Source organism: Thalassobellus sediminis (genome assembly GCF_044386045.1).
GTDB lineage: Bacteria > Bacteroidota > Bacteroidia > Flavobacteriales > Flavobacteriaceae > Thalassobellus > Thalassobellus sediminis.
In genome coordinates this window covers 436,420-455,736 of record NZ_JBISCD010000040.1, presented here as the reverse complement: position 1 = coordinate 455,736, position 19,317 = coordinate 436,420, and the positions used below count along the sequence as shown (strand labels likewise).

Sequence of the window (19,317 nt, the reverse complement as noted above, 5' to 3'; positions counted from 1 at the left end):
TATCATTTTTATACAAGATCAAAAAGTGCTTTAATATTATGTGCAAATAATTTAACAGCAATAGCTAGCAAAATTACCCCAAAAACTTTACGAATAATGTTTATACCATTAGCTCCTAAAATACGCTCAATTTTCCCAGATGTTTTTAATACTATAAAGATAATAAGAACATTCATTAAAACTGCAACAATAATATTTTCTATTCTAAATTCGGCTCTTAATGAAAGTAAAGTGGTTAAGCTTCCTGGTCCAGCAATAAGAGGAAAGGCTAAAGGAAAAATAGAGGCTGTTAGAGCAGTATGTTCTTCTTGTTTATATAATGTAATACCTAAAATCATTTCTAAAGCAATAAAAAATAATATAAAAGCACCTGCTACAGCAAATGAATTTACATCAATACCAATAAGGGTTAAAATACTTTTTCCTAAAAAAAGGAAAACAATTAAAATAACTCCAGCAATTACAGCCGCTTTTCCACTTTGTATATGACCAACTTTTTTTCGTAAATCAATGACAATTGGAATATTTCCAATAATATCTATTACTGCAAATAGTATCATAAAAGCAGTAAATATTTCTTTAAAATTAAATTGCATCGTTTTGAGTTTTAAATTGTCTCACAGCTTGCTGCGCTTCTATTGGTTTGACATTCTTGGAAAAACTGTAATTTAAAATTCATAACATCTAAAAAAATGATTTGAATTTTTCCGCAAAAGTAGCTTATTATCTTAATAAAATTCACCTAAAGTTAACTATTTTTGCAGACAACAAGATAAATAATTTATGTTTCAAATAGGAAAGACCATTGTTTCGGAAGATATTATAGAAAAAGATTTTCTATGTAACCTATCTGCTTGTAAAGGAGCCTGTTGTATCGATGGTGATGCTGGAGCGCCTTTAGAGGCAGATGAGGCTAAAATATTGGAAGATATTTATCCTAAAGTAAAACCTTTTTTACGAAAGGAAGGTATAAATGCTATAGAGTCTCAAGGTTCATATACAACCTCTGAAGATGGTGAATTAGAAACACCTTTAATTAATGGGGCTGATTGTGCATATGTTATTTTTGATGATAAAAAAGTAGCGCTTTGTGCTATTGAAGAAGCCTATAATCAAGGCGAAGTGTCTTGGAAAAAACCAGTATCTTGTCATTTATATCCTGTTAGAGTACAAGATTATAGTGAGTTTTCTGCTGTAAATTATCATAAATGGCAAATTTGTGATGATGCCTGTACTCTTGGTGAAGAATTAGGTGTTCCTGTCTATAAATTTGTAAAAGAAGCCTTAATTAGAAAATTTGGTGAAGATTGGTACATGGAGTTGGAAAAAGTAGCCAATTCTAAAAAAAGTTAATCTAGCCTATTTTAAAATTTAAAATAATCTTCAATTTTTTTTGTAAACTTTTTAAAATTAAGAATCCTTATTTTATAGTGCTTAAGCGATTTTTGTCAAAATTAAATTGCTGAAAATCAAATAATTACAATAACGTAAGGTTTTTTGTAATTGTCAAAATTTGTTAAGTTTTGTTAAAAACTTGTTGACAATGTTTATAACTATGCCTTTCATTTATGGCTACATTTTCCAATCTTTGTTAACCCGAAATCAAAGCAAATTTTCGTTTAATTTTATAAAAAAAGAAAAAATCCAATGTCTCAAGCTATAGAACCCATTCTTCAAGAAAACAAAGATCGTTTTGTTATTTTTCCAATTCAACATCATGATATTTGGGAATGGTATAAAAAGCAAGAGGCTAGTATTTGGACTGCCGAAGAAATTGATTTGCATCAAGACCTTAATGATTGGAATAATAAATTAAATGATGACGAACGTTATTTTATTAAACATGTTTTAGCATTTTTTGCAGCTAGTGATGGTATTGTAAATGAAAATTTAGCTGAAAATTTTGTATCTGAAGTACAGTATTCAGAAGCTAAATTCTTTTATGGATTTCAAATTATGATGGAAAACATTCACTCTGAAGTGTATTCATTATTAATTGATACATACGTAAAAGACGATAAAGAAAAAGATGCGTTATTTAATGCTATTGAAGTGTTTCCTGCTATTAAAGAAAAAGCAGAATGGGCACTTAAATGGATAGATTCTCCTAGTTTTGCTGAGCGTTTAATTGCTTTTGCAGCTGTAGAAGGTATTTTCTTTTCAGGAAGTTTCTGTTCAATATTTTGGCTTAAAAAACGTGGTTTATTACCTGGTTTAACCTTTTCTAACGAACTTATTTCTAGAGATGAAGGTTTACATTGTGATTTTGCTGTGCATTTACATGAAAATCATATTGTAAATAAAGTGCCAAAAGATAGAATTACACAAATATTAACAGACGCCTTAGATATTGAGCGTTCATTTATTACTGAATCGCTTCCAGCGAGTTTAATTGGAATGAATGCTAAGTTAATGACAGAATATTTAGAGTTTGTAACCGATAGATTACTAACTGAATTTGGATGCGAAAAAGTTTATAATTCATCTAATCCTTTCGATTTTATGGACATGATTTCTTTGCAAGGGAAAACAAATTTCTTTGAGAAACGTGTTGGAGATTACCAAAAAGCTGGTGTTCTTAATAAAGAAGATGATAAGGATAAGTTCAGTTTTGACGCCGATTTTTAATTGAATTTTCAATTAAAATGACATTCCATTCAATGGAAAACTAAACTAAGTACCATTTATTTAAATTAACCAAAGTAACTGAATTTTAGCTTATTATCATAAAAGCTAAAATGTAGAATAAATAACTAACCATTTTTCTGAAGGTGTGTCAGAAAAACTAAAACCGTGTAGACAATGTATGTAGTAAAAAGAGATGGCAGAAAAGAACAAATAATGTTCGACAAAATTACAGCAAGAGTACGTAAGTTATGTTACGGATTAAACGAATTAGTAGATCCGTTAAAAGTAGCAATGCGTGTTATTGAAGGACTTTATGATGGTGTTACTACCAGCGAACTTGATAATCTAGCTGCAGAAATTGCTGCAACCATGACTACTGCACATCCAGATTACGCACGTTTAGCAGCACGTATTTCTGTTTCTAATTTACACAAAAACACAAAGAAAACCTTTAGTGAGGTTATGGAAGATTTGCATAAGTATGTAAATCCAAGAACAGGTAAAGATGCACCTCTTTTAGCTGATGATGTATATGAAGTAATTATGGCTAATAAAGATCGCCTAGATTCAACTATTATATACAATCGCGATTTTGGTTATGATTATTTTGGTTTTAAAACACTAGAACGTTCATATCTTTTGAAATTAAACGGGCAAATTGCCGAACGTCCGCAGCACATGCTTATGCGTGTTTCAATAGGCATTCATTTAAACGATTTAGATGCTGCTATTGAGACATACGAACTTATGTCTAAAAAATATTTTACACACGCTACACCAACATTATTCAATTCAGGTACACCAAAACCGCAAATGTCTTCATGTTTTCTTTTAACAATGAAAGAAGACAGTATTGATGGGATTTACGATACATTAAAACAAACTGCAAAAATTTCACAATCTGCCGGAGGAATAGGATTAGCTATTCATAATGTGCGTGCTACAGGAAGTTATATTGCAGGTACTAATGGTACAAGTAATGGTATTGTACCAATGCTTCAAGTGTTTAATGACACGGCTCGTTATGTAGATCAAGGAGGAGGAAAACGTAAAGGAAGTTTTGCTATTTATATTGAAACTTGGCATGCCGATATTTTTGATTTCTTAGATTTAAAGAAAAATCATGGTAAAGAAGAAATGCGTGCGCGTGATTTATTTTATGCGATGTGGATTTCAGATTTATTCATGAGACGTGTTGAAGAAGATGGACCTTGGACATTAATGTGTCCTAACGAATGTCCAGGAATGGATGAAGCCCATAGTGAAGCTTTTGAAGCTTTATATTTGAAATATGAAGCAGAAGGAAAAGGACGTAAAACTATAAAAGCACGTGAACTTTGGGAGAAAATATTAGAATCTCAAATTGAGACAGGTACTCCATATATGTTGTATAAAGATGCAGCTAACCGTAAATCTAATCAACAAAATTTAGGAACCATTCGTTCTTCAAATTTATGTACTGAGATTTTAGAGTATACATCACCAGATGAGGTAGCTGTATGTAATTTAGCATCTATAGCGTTGCCAATGTTTGTTAAAAATGGTGCGTTCGATCATAAAGAACTGTTCCGTATTACAAAACGTGTTACTAAAAATTTAAATAGAGTTATTGATAGAAATTACTACCCAGTAATAGAAGCAGAAAACTCCAATATGCGTCATAGACCAATTGGTCTTGGGGTTCAAGGATTGGCAGATACATTTATAAAATTACGTATGCCTTTTACTAGTGATGAGGCTAAAAAATTAAATCAAGATATTTTTGAAACACTTTATTATGCTGCTGTAACAGCAAGTATGGAGGAAGCAAAAGCAGATGGTCCTTACCAAACATATGAAGGGTCACCTATAAGTAAAGGCGATTTTCAACATAACCTTTGGGGATTAAATGATGCCGATTTAAGTGGTAATTGGGATTGGGAAAAACTACGTAAACAAGTGCTTAAAAACGGTGTGCGTAACTCATTATTAGTAGCACCAATGCCAACAGCATCAACATCTCAAATACTTGGTAACAATGAGTGTTTTGAGCCATATACATCTAATATATATACACGTCGTGTATTATCTGGTGAGTTTATTGTAGTTAATAAGCACTTACTTGAAGATTTAGTAGACTTAGGTTTATGGAATGAAGGTTTAAAACAAGATATTATGAGAGCTAATGGTTCGGTACAAGGAATCGATATCATTCCTCAAGATATAAAAGACTTATACAAAACAGTGTGGGAGTTAAGCATGAAAGATATTATAGATATGTCTCGTCAACGAGGATACTTTATAGATCAATCACAATCGCTTAACTTATTCTTAGAAGGAGCAACTATGGCTAAGTTAACATCAATGCATTTTTATGCTTGGAAAAGTGGCTTAAAAACAGGGATGTATTATTTACGTACTAAAAGTGCTGTTGATGCCATTAAATTTACTTTAAATACAGCTAAAAAAGAAGAACCAGTTGCTGAAGTAGTAGAAGTTAATGATGTTGCTCAAGAGAAAGAAGAATCAAAGAAAAAGAAATTAGCAGCTCAAAATGCCGCTAAATTTGCTAAGCAAAATGAACCAGAAGTAGAACCTATGACTGCCGAAGAAATGAAAGCACTTATAGCACAAGCTAAAGAAGCTGAAGGAGATGATTGCTTAATGTGCGGATCTTAATTTATTATATTGGGTTTGTTCCCTCGAAAGGGGGAACCCCAAATTTTTAGAAAAGCATCTCGAAAGAGGTGCTTTTTTTGTGTTATGAAGTAAATAAAAATTAAAAAGCATCCTAATTAGGATGCTTTTTTTATATCAAAAAATTCAATTTATAAATTAATCTAATAAATTATTTTCCGCAACAGTTCCTTCATTTTCAGACATTAAAGCGAAAAATTTGTTAATGTTTGGAAGTATAATAATTCTTGTACGTCTGTTTTTAGATCTGTTTTCAGAAGAATCATTATCTGCAATAGGTTGGTAACTACTTCTACCAGCTGCAATTAATTTTTCAGGAGCTACATTGTATTTTTCTTGTAATTTACGAACAACAGATGTAGATCTTAATACACTTAAATCCCAGTTGTCTGCAATGTTTGCAGTACTTATTGATCTAGAATCTGTGTGGCCTTCAACCATAACATCTAAACTTGGTTCAGAGTTAATAACATCCGCCAATTTTTGTAAAACTGTATCAGCTTTAGAACTTAATCTGTAGCTACCAGTATTAAATAACATATTATCAGCAATAGAAATCATAACAACAGTTTCATTAATATTTACAGCAAAATCGTCATTCTCATCCATGTTACTTTCGCTAATCGTTTTTTCAAGATTGTAAGCAACCGCTAAATTCATAGAGTCTTTAAGTGTTTTAGCCTGACTTAATTTGCTAGCATCAACATGTTTTAATGTTTCACGTATTTTTACTTTAGTGTCATTTGATATTACAGCAACATTACCAACAACATCTAACTTGGTGTCATTCTCTTGTTTAAGAGTCGCTATTTTAGAGTTGTAAGCACTAACTCTAGCTTGAATTTTATCAAACTTAGCTTCTAAATCTTCTTTAGCAACTTTTGTTTTTTGTAATTCACTTTTAATTTCTCCATTTTCTTGTTGTAAGGCTATATATTTCTTTTTAGAAACACAAGAAACTGTAATAATTGTAGCTAATAATAAAATTGAAATGTTCTTCATAATTATAACTTTAGGTTTACATCATTTACGTAATGAAACTCATTATAGATTATGAAGCATGTAACTTTTTTAACAACTATTTATATTGGCATAAATAAGCCGTTTGTGTAGATACTTTTACTTGAAATTTTTCATTGGCTTCAATTTCGTATGATGATCCTGCTTTATAAGTAGCCCAATCTGAAGCTCCGGGAAGTTTAACAGTCATTTCACCTTCTATTACAATCATTGTTTCGTGTGTAGAAGTACCGAATTCGTATTCGCCTGCTTCCATAACACCAATAGTAGATTTTCCTTTTGCTGATGTATAACCTAAAGATTTTACATGCCCTTCAAAATATTCGTTTGTTGAAATCATAAATAGTTTTTTCGTGTCAAAAATACTATATTTAATTTCAATTATTAAATAATTTTATATGATAAGAAAGTCTTTTTTCTTTGGGCTTTTAATTGCCTTAGGAGTTATTCTTTATTTAAATCCAAATTTTAAAACAATTTCAGCAGGAGTAGCTATTCTGCTTTTTGGAATGATAATGTTAGAAGAAGGGTTTAAAGTTTTTACAAAAGGGCCATTACAAAACATTTTAAAAAAGGCTACAAATAAACTTTATAAAAGCATTACGGCAGGAGCACTTGTTACAGCATTAATACAATCTAGTTCATTAGTTTCTGTTATTACCATATCATTTATAAGCGCAGGCTTAATTACCTTGGCAGAAGGTTTAGGATTAATATTTGGAGCAAATATAGGTACAACAGCTACTGCTTGGTTAGTTGCAGGTTTCGGACTTAAAATAAAAATTTCAGCATTAGCAATGCCAATGCTTGTTTTCGGAATTATTTTTTCATTTCAAAAAAAGGTCGCTCTTAAAGGTGTTGGAAATGTTTTAGCAGGATTAGGCTTTTTCTTTCTTGGTATTCATTACATGAAAGAGGGTTTTGATGTGTTTAAAGAATATATAGACTTATCTGAATATGCTGTTTCTGGGTTTTTAGGCGTACTAATTTATACGGGTCTTGGCATTATAATTACCACCATTTTACAATCTAGTAGCGCAACACTGGCGTTAATTTTAACAGCTTTAGCTGCTGGACAAATAGAGTATGAAAATGCCTTAGCATTGGCTATAGGTGCTAATATAGGTACTACTATTACAGCTGTATTAGGAGCGCTTAGTTCAAACAGTGCGGGAAGAAGATTGGCAACCGCACATTTAATTTTTAATGGTATTACAGGGTTAGTGGCCATGGCTTTAATATTTCCGCTGGCAAGATTAGTAAATAACTTATCTGAAATATTACACATTGCTTTTACTAATTATACTTTAAAACTGGCTTTGTTTCATACCATATTTAATGTTTTAGGAGTACTTTTAATGTTGCCTTTTATTAAAAGATTAGAACGCTTTTTATTGAGATTCTTTAAAGAGCATGTTGATAAGGATGTAGACGAACCAAAATATCTTAATCCGGCAGCTTTAAAGTTTCCAGGGTCTGCAATTTCTGCATTAGTAAAGGAGTCGAAATATTTATATAAAAACAGTGTTTTCGAAATAGTTTCACATGCTTTAAATATTCATAGAGAAGATATAAAGTCTGATGAAAAGCTAAAATCAGTTATTAAAAAATCGACAGTAGATTTTAAGACTGATATCGAAGATTTATATTATACAAAGGTTAAAACTATTTATGGTGAAATTATAAAGTATGGTTCCACTGCTCAAAGCACTTTAAATTTAAATAATAGACAAGATAAAGCTATTATGGATATTAAAATTGCTAATAGAAAAATGGTAGAGATTGTAAAAGATGCAAGAGAATTAAATAAAAATATAAGTTTAGTTCTTACTATGAATAATAAACATTTACAAAACGAATACGATAGTTATAGAAAAAAATTGACTAAAGTTTTAAGAGTTATTTATTTGTTTAGAACGGAAGAAAATAATGTAGAAAAATATGCAGCAAAATTAAAACAGTTGAAAAGTAATGCGAAAGAAAATATAAGGCAAAGTAATAAATCTATTGATAGATTAATAAGAAAAGATTTAATAACTGCAGAAATGGCTTCGTCTTTATTTAATGATTATACCAATGTAAATGATATGATTAAAAAGTTAATTGATGTTGCTGAATTATTATATGGTAAAAATGATTCGTTATTAGAAGATACTGATAAAAATTAATAACCCATATCAAAAAATATTTCTGATATGGGCTATGTAATATTTGTTACGAAGTACCTAATAAATTACTCTGTAAGTTATTAGGGTATTGTCTATTTATTCTTCTTCCTTATCAGCAACTAGAGTTTCAGGCTCTATTGTTGCAGGCTCTACGGAACTATCATGAGCTTTGTAATATTCCTCTAAAAGATTCATAGTAGCAGTAAGCAAATCTTTTGTTTCTAAAAGAAGACTAAAGTATAAGGTCGTATTTTTTGGACTAGATTCTTCAGTTCTTGTACGTTCAACTTGTCTTTGAATTTTTTCTGTTACTAAATCAAAAACTTCTTTTTTGTTATTTAAAATATCACCAATTTGCTCGAAAGATTGAGAATCAAAGGCGTTTTTGGTTGTATTAAATAATGTTTCAAGAGTTTCGTCTATTAATTTAAGTTCTTTAATTTGATTGAACTTAAGTTTTTTGTGGTTATTGTTTACGTGTTTATGACTTACTTTAGATATATATTCTAAAGATTGTGTCATGTCTTGTAAGTAACCTAAAATGTTGATGTAGAAATTACTAGCGCCAACACTTGATTCGTCTAGGTTTTTAATAAAGTAGAAAATATTGTCTCGAAGGTTATCAATTTCTTCAGATAGTTTTACAATATTTTTCTTATTCTTTTTTAGTAAAACTAAATCTTGTTTTGCTAAACCATTTATAGCACTAGAATAAATTTTATTACCACGTTTTACAACATTAGCAATATTATTTGCGCTTTCATGAATAACACCTTGAACCGAACTACTTTCTGCTTGAGTTAAGCTGTCTTCTTCAATAGCTTTATTCGATTTTTTCTTATGAGATAAATAGTTTCTTGTTAATAATATTGTTGTTAATAATAACAATATTGGAGCCATTACTTGTGGGTTCCATTTAATTAAGAAAACAACAATACCTGCAGCAATAAAAGCACCTAATGCAGTTCCAAACCAACCACCAATAACATTTAATACACCAGCTACTCTGTAAACAGCACTTTCTCTTCCCCAAGCACGATCTGCAAATGAAGACCCCATAGCAACCATAAAAGTTACGTAAGTTGTAGATAAAGGTAATTTCATTGAAGTAGCAATAGCAATTAATACACCTGCTACCATTAAGTTAACAGAAGCTCTAATCATATCAAAAGCAGGAGCATTAATACTTTGATCTTTTGTTATTGTTTGAGTTGTTGGTTTTTCAAAACTTCTTCCTATTTTTTCTTGAGTCGATTTTGGGACTATAGCACTTAAAGCATCAGATAACCAAGAAGAACCTTTTACAATACCTCTTGATAACATATTAGGCTCAAATTTTTCATGAGTATCTCCTTGACGAGATAAGCTCAATTCAGTTTCTGCAACTGTTTTAGCTTTCTTAGAAAACCATAATGTTAATACCATAACACCTCCAGCTATAAATAAAAGTAAAGGTTCTGCAGGAACTTTTTTATCTAAAACCTCCATAGAAAACATTGTAGGGTCTATTCCTGAAGCAGCCCATGCATCATAAGAATGGTATGCGGCCATTGGTACACCAATAAAATTTACTAGGTCGTTACCAGAGAATGCTAATGCTAAACCAAATGTTCCTACAGCTATAACTACTAATAATATTGATTTTTTAGTGATGGCTTGAAATGCAAAAGAAACTCCTAACCACAAAACTGAACTTGCTAAAATGATAAAGATTTCGTTTCCTTGAACAAGGCCTTTTAAATCTTTATAATATGGCGTACCTTTTAATCCTTTTAAGAAGATAAAATAAGTAATTGCTGTTAAACAAATAGCACCAAATATTGCTCCAAAGTTTTTTATTTTATTTTCATATTGAAATGTAAATACTAAACGAGAAACCCATTGTACCAATGCACCAACAGAAAAGGCTATAAATACAGACATTACAATACCACTGATTATAGTAATTGCTTTTTCTGTGTTAATATAGTTGCCTAAATCTGCAAATGTTTGTGTGTCAGAAGCACTAATTTTTATTAATGACATAACAACAGCAGCACCTAATAAATTAAATACAATAGAAACAGTTGTAGATGTTGGTAAACCTAGTGTATTAAAAAAATCTAGTAATAAAATGTCTGTAATCATAACAGCCATGAATATATACATGATCTCTTCAAAATTGAACATTGCTGGAACAAAGATTCCCTTACGAGCAACTTCCATCATACCACTTGAAAAAACGGCTCCAATAAAAATACCTAAACTTGCAACTATCATTATAGTTCGCATAGATATTGCTTTAGAACCAATTGCAGAGTTAAGAAAATTTATCGCATCATTACTTACTCCAACTATAATGTCAACAACAGCTAAAACTGTAATTGCTATTAACATTAATAAATAAATATTATCCATAGGTTTTAATTGTAAAATGTCTGCAAATATCATGACAATATATGATTAAAATGTTATGTAATTGTTATTTTATAATAATTAAAAGTGAATATCGAAACCTAGTCTAAATGTGATGTTGTCTGCATCACCATTTAAACTTGTATAACTAATGTCACTTTGTACTTTTAATTTATGTCCTACTATAAATTTGTTTACACCAAGCGTATATTGTTTTGTAGGTAATGTGCTAGTAATAGCTTCGTATTTTAAAGTTGTAAAACGTGCAGCTATTTCATAGTTACTTTTAAATAAATAACCGGCTTGTAAGTTTAATGCGTTTCCTGTTAAAACAACATCTCCTGTTGGAGTTGTACCATCTAATTCTGTAGCAATTTCATCATTAGCTGTTCTTTTAGCGTATTCACCCATAAAAGAAAATCCATCGTATTTAAACATAGCATCTGCAAAAATGGTAGTTTGATCTGTTTCGTAAATAGATCCATCCGTTCTAATCATATAATCACCTGCAAAACCTCTTTCTCTAACGGCATCTTGATTGTAGTTATATGTATAACCTAACATTAGTTTTGGTTTATCCTCACGTTTTAAGTCAGATTGACTGTAATCTCCTTTAGATTTGAATGTTCCAAAAGGAAGAAGTTCTAAACGAGCCGTATATTGTAAACCACCTTCATTTCCTTCAGTAACGTTTCGTCCTTCACCTTGAGAAATTGCGAATTTTTCACGCATTAAAAAGTTACCTCCTAAATTTGATTTATGACGAATTTGAATTCCTAAATCACGATCTATATTAAAACGACTATTTAATAAAGAACGATCTATTAATTGAAGATTTGCTGAAGATACCACACGTTCTACGTTTCCAGGTAATTTAGTTTGTCCAGCCCATAATTCCCAGTTTTTTGCAAAACTCCACATAATTACAGCATCTAGTATATAACGAGGCGTGTTTCTATTAAATTGATTAGCACCAGAAATATCTCTATTAGATAATCCTAACTCTAATTTATACTTTAGTTTAGGGCTGTATGCAAAACCATCAAATTTTAAACGGGCGCGTCTAACAATAAAATTATGATCTGGACTACCATATTGGTTACCATCATGATCCCATGAAGACATAGATCTAACTTGAAAACGAGGTGCAAATTTTACACTAAAAGAGCTGTCTTTTGCTGTAAAGTTGATTAATCCTTTTCCAAAGGATGTGTCGCTAATTTCTTGTGCGTTTAAAGAAGTAATTGCAAGTAAAGCTACTGCAATAAGCGTGATTTTAAGTTTCATTGTATTTATTAGTTTTTGTCGCTGCAAATAACTAAAACCAATGTTAACTTAATGTTTCCAAATGATTAATTTAATAACAAAAAAAGACTGCCTTGGCCTAAGGCAGCCTCATTAGAAATCATAATAATGTAGTCGACAAAAACTAATAGATTATATGAAATACTAATTGTTTGTCTTAAGACTAATACAAATATCAAGTTTTAAGGTAACTTTAATGTAACCTCTATATTAAGTAATTATTAATATTCCAATGTTAAATATTTGTTTTTAATCTATTGAAATACAGTTGATTGTGTTTTTAATGTTAATTTAATGTTATGTGAGTATTGTTTAAATGTTAAGCAATTTGTATATTTGATATATAATGTTAAATCCCCCATAATTATGAAGAAGTTTATTTTATTTTTTACCTTTTTAATTACTGTGGTATCTTTTGCTCAGCAAAAGAGAGATTTAAAACTTAATAAAGAAACCAATTTAATTGATGTTGTTTATTATCATGACAATGGAGAAGTAAGTCAAACAGGGTCTTACACTACAGATGGTAAATTACAAGGCGAATGGTTAAGTTTTAACGCAGAAGGTAAAAAAACAATTTCGGGAAATTATGATAATGGTAAAAAAGTCGGCAAGTGGTTCTATTATACAAATGAAACCATTAAAGAAGTAGATTATAACGCTAATGTTATTGCTGGTTTAAAAGAAACAGACGCCAAAGGCGGAAATGATTTTTAAGCAAAATGAAGCATAAAAAAAAGCATCCCATTTGGGATGCTTTTTTTGTTTATAATGGGTTCTAAAATTAATTTCCAACAGTCCAGCTTGCTCCCCAAGTAGCATAATCTGTACCAGTAGCTAATCCATCTCCAGAAATAAAATCAGCTTCAGTAAAAGTTTCACCAGTATCGTTTTTCATTTTAGTAGTAACATCTGTAAAAGTTACGTTAGTAACATCTAAATCACCATTTATTACTCCAGTACCAGTTGGGTTATCGCTAGATGCACCAGCATCACCATCAAGATCGAAACCTTCTTCAAAACCTTGAATTAAGATATTATCAAAAAGGCCTTGAGTACCTGCTCTTAAACGAATAGCTTCAGTTCCAGCTGTATTACCTAAGCCAACTAAAGTTACATCTTTTACAGTTGGTTTAGACCAGAATTTTGGGCTTGATAAGTTTCCTATATCTGTGTTATAACCATCACATTCAAATGCTTTATCGTGGTCTGCACCATGTTTTACGTATGCGTTTGTTACAGAACCAGAGAATCCTTCTGTCCAGTCTATTGAATCATCTTGACAGTTAATAACTGCTACATGATTAACTTCAACAGTACCTCCAAAGAATTCAACACCATCATCAGCACCTTCATATGCTTGAATATAATCAACAGTTGTTCCTGCACCAACTCCGTAAAATGAGATTCCGTTGTTTTCTGAAGATCCATCGGCAGCTCCACCAGAGTATTCTACACGTACATAGCGTAAAATTCCTGAGCTATCTGAAGCATCAGTACCTCCATAAGGTAAACTTCCAATTTCAGAAGTAGATGTTGCACTACCAGTTACAGAATTAATTGGTGCTTTTCCTAATAAAATTAATCCACCCCATTGTCCAGCAGCAGGATTTGCAGATCCAGATGTCATTACAATTGGATTTGCAGCTGTTCCGTTAGCAATAATTTGTGCTCCTTGTGAGATTGCTATATATACATCAGCTCCGGTTGCTACAGCTTTAATAGTTACACCTTCGCCAATAATTAAATTAGCACCATCAGCTAAAATTACAGGACCACTTATTGTATACGTTTTGTTAGCTTCTAAAGTTAAATCTGAAGAATATTCAGCAGCATTAATGGCTATTTCTTCATCAGAATTTCCGTTTCCTCCACCATTATTGGTAGTCGTGTTATTAATGACGCTGTTGTCTGTGATATTAATATCTGCAGTGTCATCTGTAGAGCAAGAGTTAAAAAGCAAAGCTGTAATTGCTAATCCTAATAATAAATTATTTTTCATCGTTTCTAAGTTTTATTTTTTTGTTATTGTTATTAATTGTTTGTGTTTAAAATTTATATTTTAATTGTAATCCTATATTCATTCCTTTTTTATAATTAGAAACATCTTTTCCGTTTGGAGATGTTACAATAATATCACCTTGAGTAGTTTCCCTTATGTATTTTATACTTGGATTTAAAAGGTTTTTAGCAGCTAGATTAATTTCAAATTTTTTACCTATGGTGTTTTTAAATATGAAGTCTAAAGTTGGAATACCTTTTTCTATAACATTACCTAATTGTCCAGAGCCTAAAGCATCAATTCTATCTGAAAAATAAGAGAAAGCTAAAGTTGCAATAGGTTTATAGTTTTCAAAAGATTTAGGAGAATAGCTAATGTCTGCATTAACAATTAGTGGAGAAGCTCCTTGTAACTCTTCTTTCTCTTCAACAAAACTTACATTAAAGTTACTACCAACTATATCAGAATATAAATCTTGTTCGGTATGCATGTATGTAGCATTAATGCCAAATGAAAGTTCTGTTTCATCATCTTCATTAGTGATAATGTTTTTTCTAACTTCAGCTTCAATACCATATATTTGAGCTTTATTTCCTGTTCTAAAGAAACGTTGTGTTCCTGTTGCATCAAATGCTACAATTTGGTTAATAGGGTCTTCTATTTGTTTGTAGAATGCACTTATCGCAATTAATTCAGATTTTGTTACAAACCATTCGTATTTTAAATCGAGGTTTAAAATTTTTGAATAAGACACGTCTTTTACATTTGTATAAGTTTCTCCTTCTTTCTGCCCTAATAAATCCGGGTTACCACCAATACGTTGTGATACACTTTCGTAAACAAAAGGAGCAACTTCTTTAAATTCTGGTAATGAAATAGTTTGACTTGCAGAAAAACGTAAGTTTTGATCGTCGTTTAAAGCATGTTTAATACTTAAGCTAGGTAAATACAATACATCTGATGCGGCTACACTACTGTTACCATTTACACCTAAATTAATAACATCGTATTCAATATATTGTTGGAAAGATTCTAATCTTAAACCTGGAATTACTAACCATTTTTCGCCTAAATTAACTTCGGCATTTAAATAACCTGCATATATATCTAATTTTCCTTTATACGTGTTTTCAGATAAACCAGGTCTGTTAGTGTTACTTAAAGTTGGTGCAGGTTTTATAACTTTTATTTCGTATGTACCTTCATTACTAGTAAGGTTTAAATTATCTAGGGTAAAAAAGCTGTTTAAATTATTAACGTTTTCAATACCACTGTTGTCTATAATATCATAACCGTATCTAATATTGTCAAAACGACGTTCTTTTGTTCTAGCGTTATATCCAACATTTATTTTAGTTTTTTCTGATGCTTTGAAAGCTAAGTTTAAACGACCGTTTAATTCTTCATCTTGAATATTCTGAAAATAACGTTGGTTGTCAAAATCTACATTACTATAAAAAATAGGGTTTGTAGCAGGGTCGTTATCTAAAGCAAATTGATAATTTTCAAAACTTAAACGTTTTCTGTCTGGTTCATGTGCATCAACAAAGTTGTGACCAAATCCCCAATCAACATCTATTTTATCAAATCTATGTTTTCCAATAAGTTGGTTAACATAAATTAAGTTTTCATTAAATTGAATGTTTTGTTGGTAAAAGCCTTCGTCTGTATTGGCAATAGCATCTCTATTTCTTCCTTTACCATCAATACCAAAATATCCAACTTTATCTGATGAACTATTAACAAATAACGAATTAAATTTAATGGTGTTACTAGTATCTATTTTGTAAATAATAGAAGCCATAGCGGTTGTTGTTGTTCCGTACTCAAACTCTTCAGCTTGTTCAAAAGCTTTTTTCTCTACATTGGTGTAATCTATTGAAGATCCTTTTCTGTATTGATAATCGTTTTCAAAAGATCCTGTACCATAAAAGCTAAGTTTAGATCCGTTTTTAAAATCAAATGACTTTCCAAAAGATCCACCAAAATTTGTGTTTATTGGAGCTCCAGCATCTACAGGATCGAAACCATGAGATAGTATTACAGCAAATGGATTGTGCTCATATCTATTGTAAAATCCAAAGTGACCAGTACCTTCGCTTCTTACAAAGTCTTTTCCAACAGCATTTGTGTTTATTTCAGATCCAATTCCAAAATCAAAGAAACCAGAACCCGAATAGTCTTTTGAAGAGATATCTACATTTCCTGCAGCAAAATCGGCATAAAACTTTGAAGAATAGGCTTTGCTTATCGATACGTTTTCAATAACATCTGAAGCAAATAAATTTAAATCAATATTCTTTTTACTTACATCGTTAGATGGTAATGATAAACCATTCATTGTAGTATTTAGGTATCTATCACCTAAACCACGTACATAAACATTACTAGAACCTTCTTGTTTTGATACTCCAGAAATTTTAGCAACAGCTCCTGCTGCATCACTAATTCCTTTTTTAGATAATTCTACAGCTCCAATACTTTGTTTAATTTCAACAGCTTTCTTTTGTTCTAATAATAAAGCCGTTTCACTTTCTCTTTTAGTCGTAGTTGTTATAACAACTTCATCTAAAGACGCAGCACTTGCAGCCATTGATACATTAACCTCTATTGCTTTTCCGGCAACTATTGTTACAGTAATTTCTTGAGTTTCGTAGCCTACAAAACTATATACTAAAGTGTAATCTCCAGCGTCAAGATTTTCAAAACTATATAAGCCATCAAAGTCTGAAGTTGTTCCTGTTGTTGTACCTTTAATTAAAACATTAGCAAAGGCAAGTGGTTCATTGTTATATTCTTTATCTGTTAGTGTTCCTGTTACAGAACCCGTGTTTTGAGCATACGTTAATGTTGCAGTAAACAGTATAAATAATAGTATAAATTTTTTCATTAGTTTTTTTGTAATTTCTTGGTGCAAAGAAACCACAGCATTGTAAAAAGAGTGTTACCTGTAGATTAAAGAACTGTAATAAAAGTGTTAGATAAATGTTATCTAAATGTTGCTTGATTTACCTGTTGGTTACAATTAATTAACATTAAGAATCGAAAATGATTTTTAATACAAGATGTTAGGAAAGTAAAGAGCGTAAAAGTATATCTAGAAAATGAATTATATTTTTCTGTAGACTTAAAAACAACTAAGAATAAAAGTTATGAATTAACTTGCTTATTGAGCAGAACTTGTTTTAGTGTCAGAGTCTGCACTTGCCATAACTAGAGCTAAATCGTCTAAAGAAATGCTGCTAGCAGCTAACGATAATTTTACTTCTGCAGGATTCATAGAATCAACATGAATGTTCATTTCTTGAGATTCATAACCAACAAAGCTACAAACTAAAGTATAATCTCCGGCTTCTAAATTTTCAATAACAAATAAACCTGTTAAGTCTGTTTCAGATTTTATAGAAGTCCCTTTAATAGAAACATTAGCAAGTACTAAAGGAGCGTCATTCATTTCTTTATCTAGTACTTTACCAACAACTAAACCTGTGTTTTGCCCAAAAGAAAAAGCAGTAATAAGAAATATAGAAATGTATAATAAATGTTTCATGTAATATGCTAATAAACAACACAACAAAGAAAAAGATTAATAAATAGGTGTGTGTTACCAAAAGGTTAATGGTTTATAATTAAAATGTTACCTTAATGTTAACTGGTCGGTATTTAAATTTTGATTGTTTAAGTTAAATTTTAAAGCAAGGCTTTATTATATTGCAACTCTTAATAATTTACTATGAACTGGGAACAACTATTATCTTTAAAACGTTTTGGCGATACCAATAAACGTATTAGAAAAGAACAAGACGAAACACGTTTAGGATTTGAAGTTGATTATGATAGAATTATTTTTTCGTCAGAGTTTAGAAGTTTACAAGATAAAACGCAGGTTATTCCATTATCTCAAACCGATTTTGTGCATACGCGCTTAACTCATAGTTTAGAAGTTAGTGTTGTAGGGCGTTCTCTAGGGCGATTGGTTGGAAAAAAATTATTAGAAAAACATCCGCATTTACAAAGTGCTCTTGGGTATCAAGCAAACGATTTTGGAGCTATTGTTGCTGCAGCGGCTTTAGCACACGATATTGGAAACCCACCCTTCGGACATTCAGGAGAAAAAGCCATTGGTGAGTTTTTTAAAACAGGATCAGGAAGCCAATATAAAGCAAAATTAACAGATAAAGAATATCAAGATTTATGCGATTTTGAAGGGAATGCAAACGGCTTTAAAATTTTAACCGAAAGTAGAGCAGGACGCGAAGGCGGATTGCGTTTAAGTTACGCAACACTAGGAGCTTTTACAAAATACCCTAAAGAGTCCTTGCCTAAAAAACCAACAACACATATTGCCGATAAAAAATATGGCTTTTTTCAAAGTGAAAAAGATGCTTATATAGATATAGCAAACGAACTAGGTTTATCAAAACGAAGTGAAAAGGATATTAGTTATGCACGTCATCCGTTAGCTTTTTTAGTAGAAGCGGCTGACGATATTTGTTATACCATCATCGATTTTGAAGATGGTATTAACCTAGGACTCATTCAAGAAGAATTTGCCCTAGAATATTTATCTAAAATAATAAGAGACACCATTAAACCCGAAAACTATTATGCACTTTCTACCAAACAAGACCGTATTGGGTATTTACGAGCTCTTGCTATTGGAACCCTAATAAACGAGGCTGTCGAAATTTTTATGCAGCACGAAGATGCTATCTTAAAAGGTGAGTTCGATTGTGCTTTACTCGATAAAAGTAAATACGAAGCACAAATAAACGATATTCTAAAAATTAGTATCGAAAACATATACCAGTCTACCGAGGTGGTCGATAAAGAAATTGCTGGCTACGGCGTTATAAATACGCTGTTAAGCACCTATACCAATGCTGTGAATAATTGTTTTAATAATACCGCTTCCAATTACGACAAACTCATTATAAAAGGTTTGCCAAAGTCTATAAACACTAACAGTAATAGCTTGTACGAACGTTTATCTAGTGTGTGTTATTATGTGTCCTTGTTGTCAGACAGCAAAGCTATTTTAGATTATAAGAAAATAAAAGGAATAAGTATTTGATACAAAGTGGAATGTAAATTTGTATAAACATTTAAAAATGTAAGTGTTTG

The 19,317-nt window shown here is 31.0% G+C and carries 14 protein-coding genes; 6 read left to right on the top strand and 8 right to left on the bottom strand.

Going from position 1 to position 19,317, the window contains the following annotated elements; all coding sequences use genetic code 11:
- Positions 1 to 8: 8 nt before the first annotated feature.
- On the bottom strand, positions 9 to 596 hold the full coding sequence (locus ACH5TW_RS08685; protein WP_439336110.1) for a MarC family protein: 588 nt from the start codon (positions 594 to 596) through the stop codon (positions 9 to 11).
- A 187-nt stretch (positions 597 to 783) separates the two neighbouring features.
- Here ACH5TW_RS08685 and ACH5TW_RS08680 point away from each other — a divergent pair, with 187 nt between their 5' ends.
- The 3 genes from ACH5TW_RS08680 to ACH5TW_RS08670 all read left to right on the top strand — a co-directional run bounded on the left by ACH5TW_RS08680 (position 784) and on the right by ACH5TW_RS08670 (position 5,286).
- Positions 784 to 1,353: a DUF3109 family protein gene (locus tag ACH5TW_RS08680; protein ID WP_439336109.1), complete on the top strand. Its 570-nt coding sequence runs from the start codon at positions 784 to 786 to the stop codon at positions 1,351 to 1,353.
- A gap of 294 nt (positions 1,354 to 1,647) precedes the next feature.
- A complete protein-coding gene (locus tag ACH5TW_RS08675) occupies positions 1,648 to 2,628 on the top strand; it encodes a ribonucleotide-diphosphate reductase subunit beta (RefSeq protein ID WP_439336108.1) in 981 nt (326 codons plus the stop codon).
- Between the two features lie 174 nt (positions 2,629 to 2,802).
- On the top strand, positions 2,803 to 5,286 hold the full coding sequence (locus ACH5TW_RS08670; protein WP_439336107.1) for a ribonucleoside-diphosphate reductase subunit alpha: 2,484 nt from the start codon (positions 2,803 to 2,805) through the stop codon (positions 5,284 to 5,286).
- Positions 5,287 to 5,442: 156 nt separating this feature from the next.
- Here the strand turns inward: ACH5TW_RS08670 and ACH5TW_RS08665 are convergent, their stop codons facing one another.
- Positions 5,443 to 6,306 carry an OmpA/MotB family protein gene (locus ACH5TW_RS08665; RefSeq protein WP_439336106.1) on the bottom strand — a complete coding sequence of 288 codons (864 nt, stop codon included), beginning with the start codon at positions 6,304 to 6,306 and terminating at the stop codon, positions 5,443 to 5,445.
- Positions 6,307 to 6,382: 76 nt separating this feature from the next.
- Positions 6,383 to 6,664, bottom strand: a complete 282-nt coding sequence (ppnP, locus tag ACH5TW_RS08660) for a pyrimidine/purine nucleoside phosphorylase (protein WP_439336105.1) — start codon at positions 6,662 to 6,664, stop codon at positions 6,383 to 6,385.
- Positions 6,665 to 6,722: 58 nt separating this feature from the next.
- Here ppnP and ACH5TW_RS08655 point away from each other — a divergent pair, with 58 nt between their 5' ends.
- The gene (locus ACH5TW_RS08655) at positions 6,723 to 8,492 is read left to right on the top strand and encodes a Na/Pi cotransporter family protein (protein ID WP_439336104.1); all 1,770 of its coding nucleotides are present in this window, start codon (positions 6,723 to 6,725) and stop codon (positions 8,490 to 8,492) included.
- A 96-nt stretch (positions 8,493 to 8,588) separates the two neighbouring features.
- Here ACH5TW_RS08655 and ACH5TW_RS08650 read toward each other — a convergent pair whose 3' ends face one another.
- On the bottom strand, positions 8,589 to 10,889 hold the full coding sequence (locus ACH5TW_RS08650; RefSeq protein ID WP_439337503.1) for an inorganic phosphate transporter: 2,301 nt from the start codon (positions 10,887 to 10,889) through the stop codon (positions 8,589 to 8,591).
- A gap of 78 nt (positions 10,890 to 10,967) precedes the next feature.
- Entirely contained in the window at positions 10,968 to 12,173 is a 1,206-nt protein-coding gene (locus ACH5TW_RS08645) for a porin (protein ID WP_439336103.1), read from the bottom strand.
- A 384-nt stretch (positions 12,174 to 12,557) separates the two neighbouring features.
- Between ACH5TW_RS08645 and ACH5TW_RS08640 the strand changes: the two genes are divergently transcribed.
- Positions 12,558 to 12,908, top strand: a complete 351-nt coding sequence (locus ACH5TW_RS08640) for a toxin-antitoxin system YwqK family antitoxin (protein ID WP_439336102.1) — start codon at positions 12,558 to 12,560, stop codon at positions 12,906 to 12,908.
- Between the two features lie 67 nt (positions 12,909 to 12,975).
- On the opposite strand, the gene ACH5TW_RS08635 is transcribed toward ACH5TW_RS08640, so the two are convergent.
- From ACH5TW_RS08635 to ACH5TW_RS08625, 3 genes are all read right to left on the bottom strand, one after another.
- Positions 12,976 to 14,193, bottom strand: a complete 1,218-nt coding sequence (locus tag ACH5TW_RS08635) for a beta-helix domain-containing protein (protein ID WP_439336101.1) — start codon at positions 14,191 to 14,193, stop codon at positions 12,976 to 12,978.
- A gap of 46 nt (positions 14,194 to 14,239) precedes the next feature.
- Positions 14,240 to 17,083, bottom strand: a complete 2,844-nt coding sequence (locus ACH5TW_RS08630; RefSeq protein WP_439336100.1) for a TonB-dependent receptor — start codon at positions 17,081 to 17,083, stop codon at positions 14,240 to 14,242.
- A 276-nt stretch (positions 17,084 to 17,359) separates the two neighbouring features.
- On the bottom strand, positions 17,360 to 17,743 hold the full coding sequence (locus ACH5TW_RS08625; protein WP_439336099.1) for a carboxypeptidase-like regulatory domain-containing protein: 384 nt from the start codon (positions 17,741 to 17,743) through the stop codon (positions 17,360 to 17,362).
- A gap of 183 nt (positions 17,744 to 17,926) precedes the next feature.
- On the opposite strand from ACH5TW_RS08625, the gene dgt reads away from it, so the two are divergent.
- On the top strand, positions 17,927 to 19,267 hold the full coding sequence (dgt, locus tag ACH5TW_RS08620) for a dGTP triphosphohydrolase (protein ID WP_439336098.1): 1,341 nt from the start codon (positions 17,927 to 17,929) through the stop codon (positions 19,265 to 19,267).
- Positions 19,268 to 19,317: the final 50 nt, after the last annotated feature.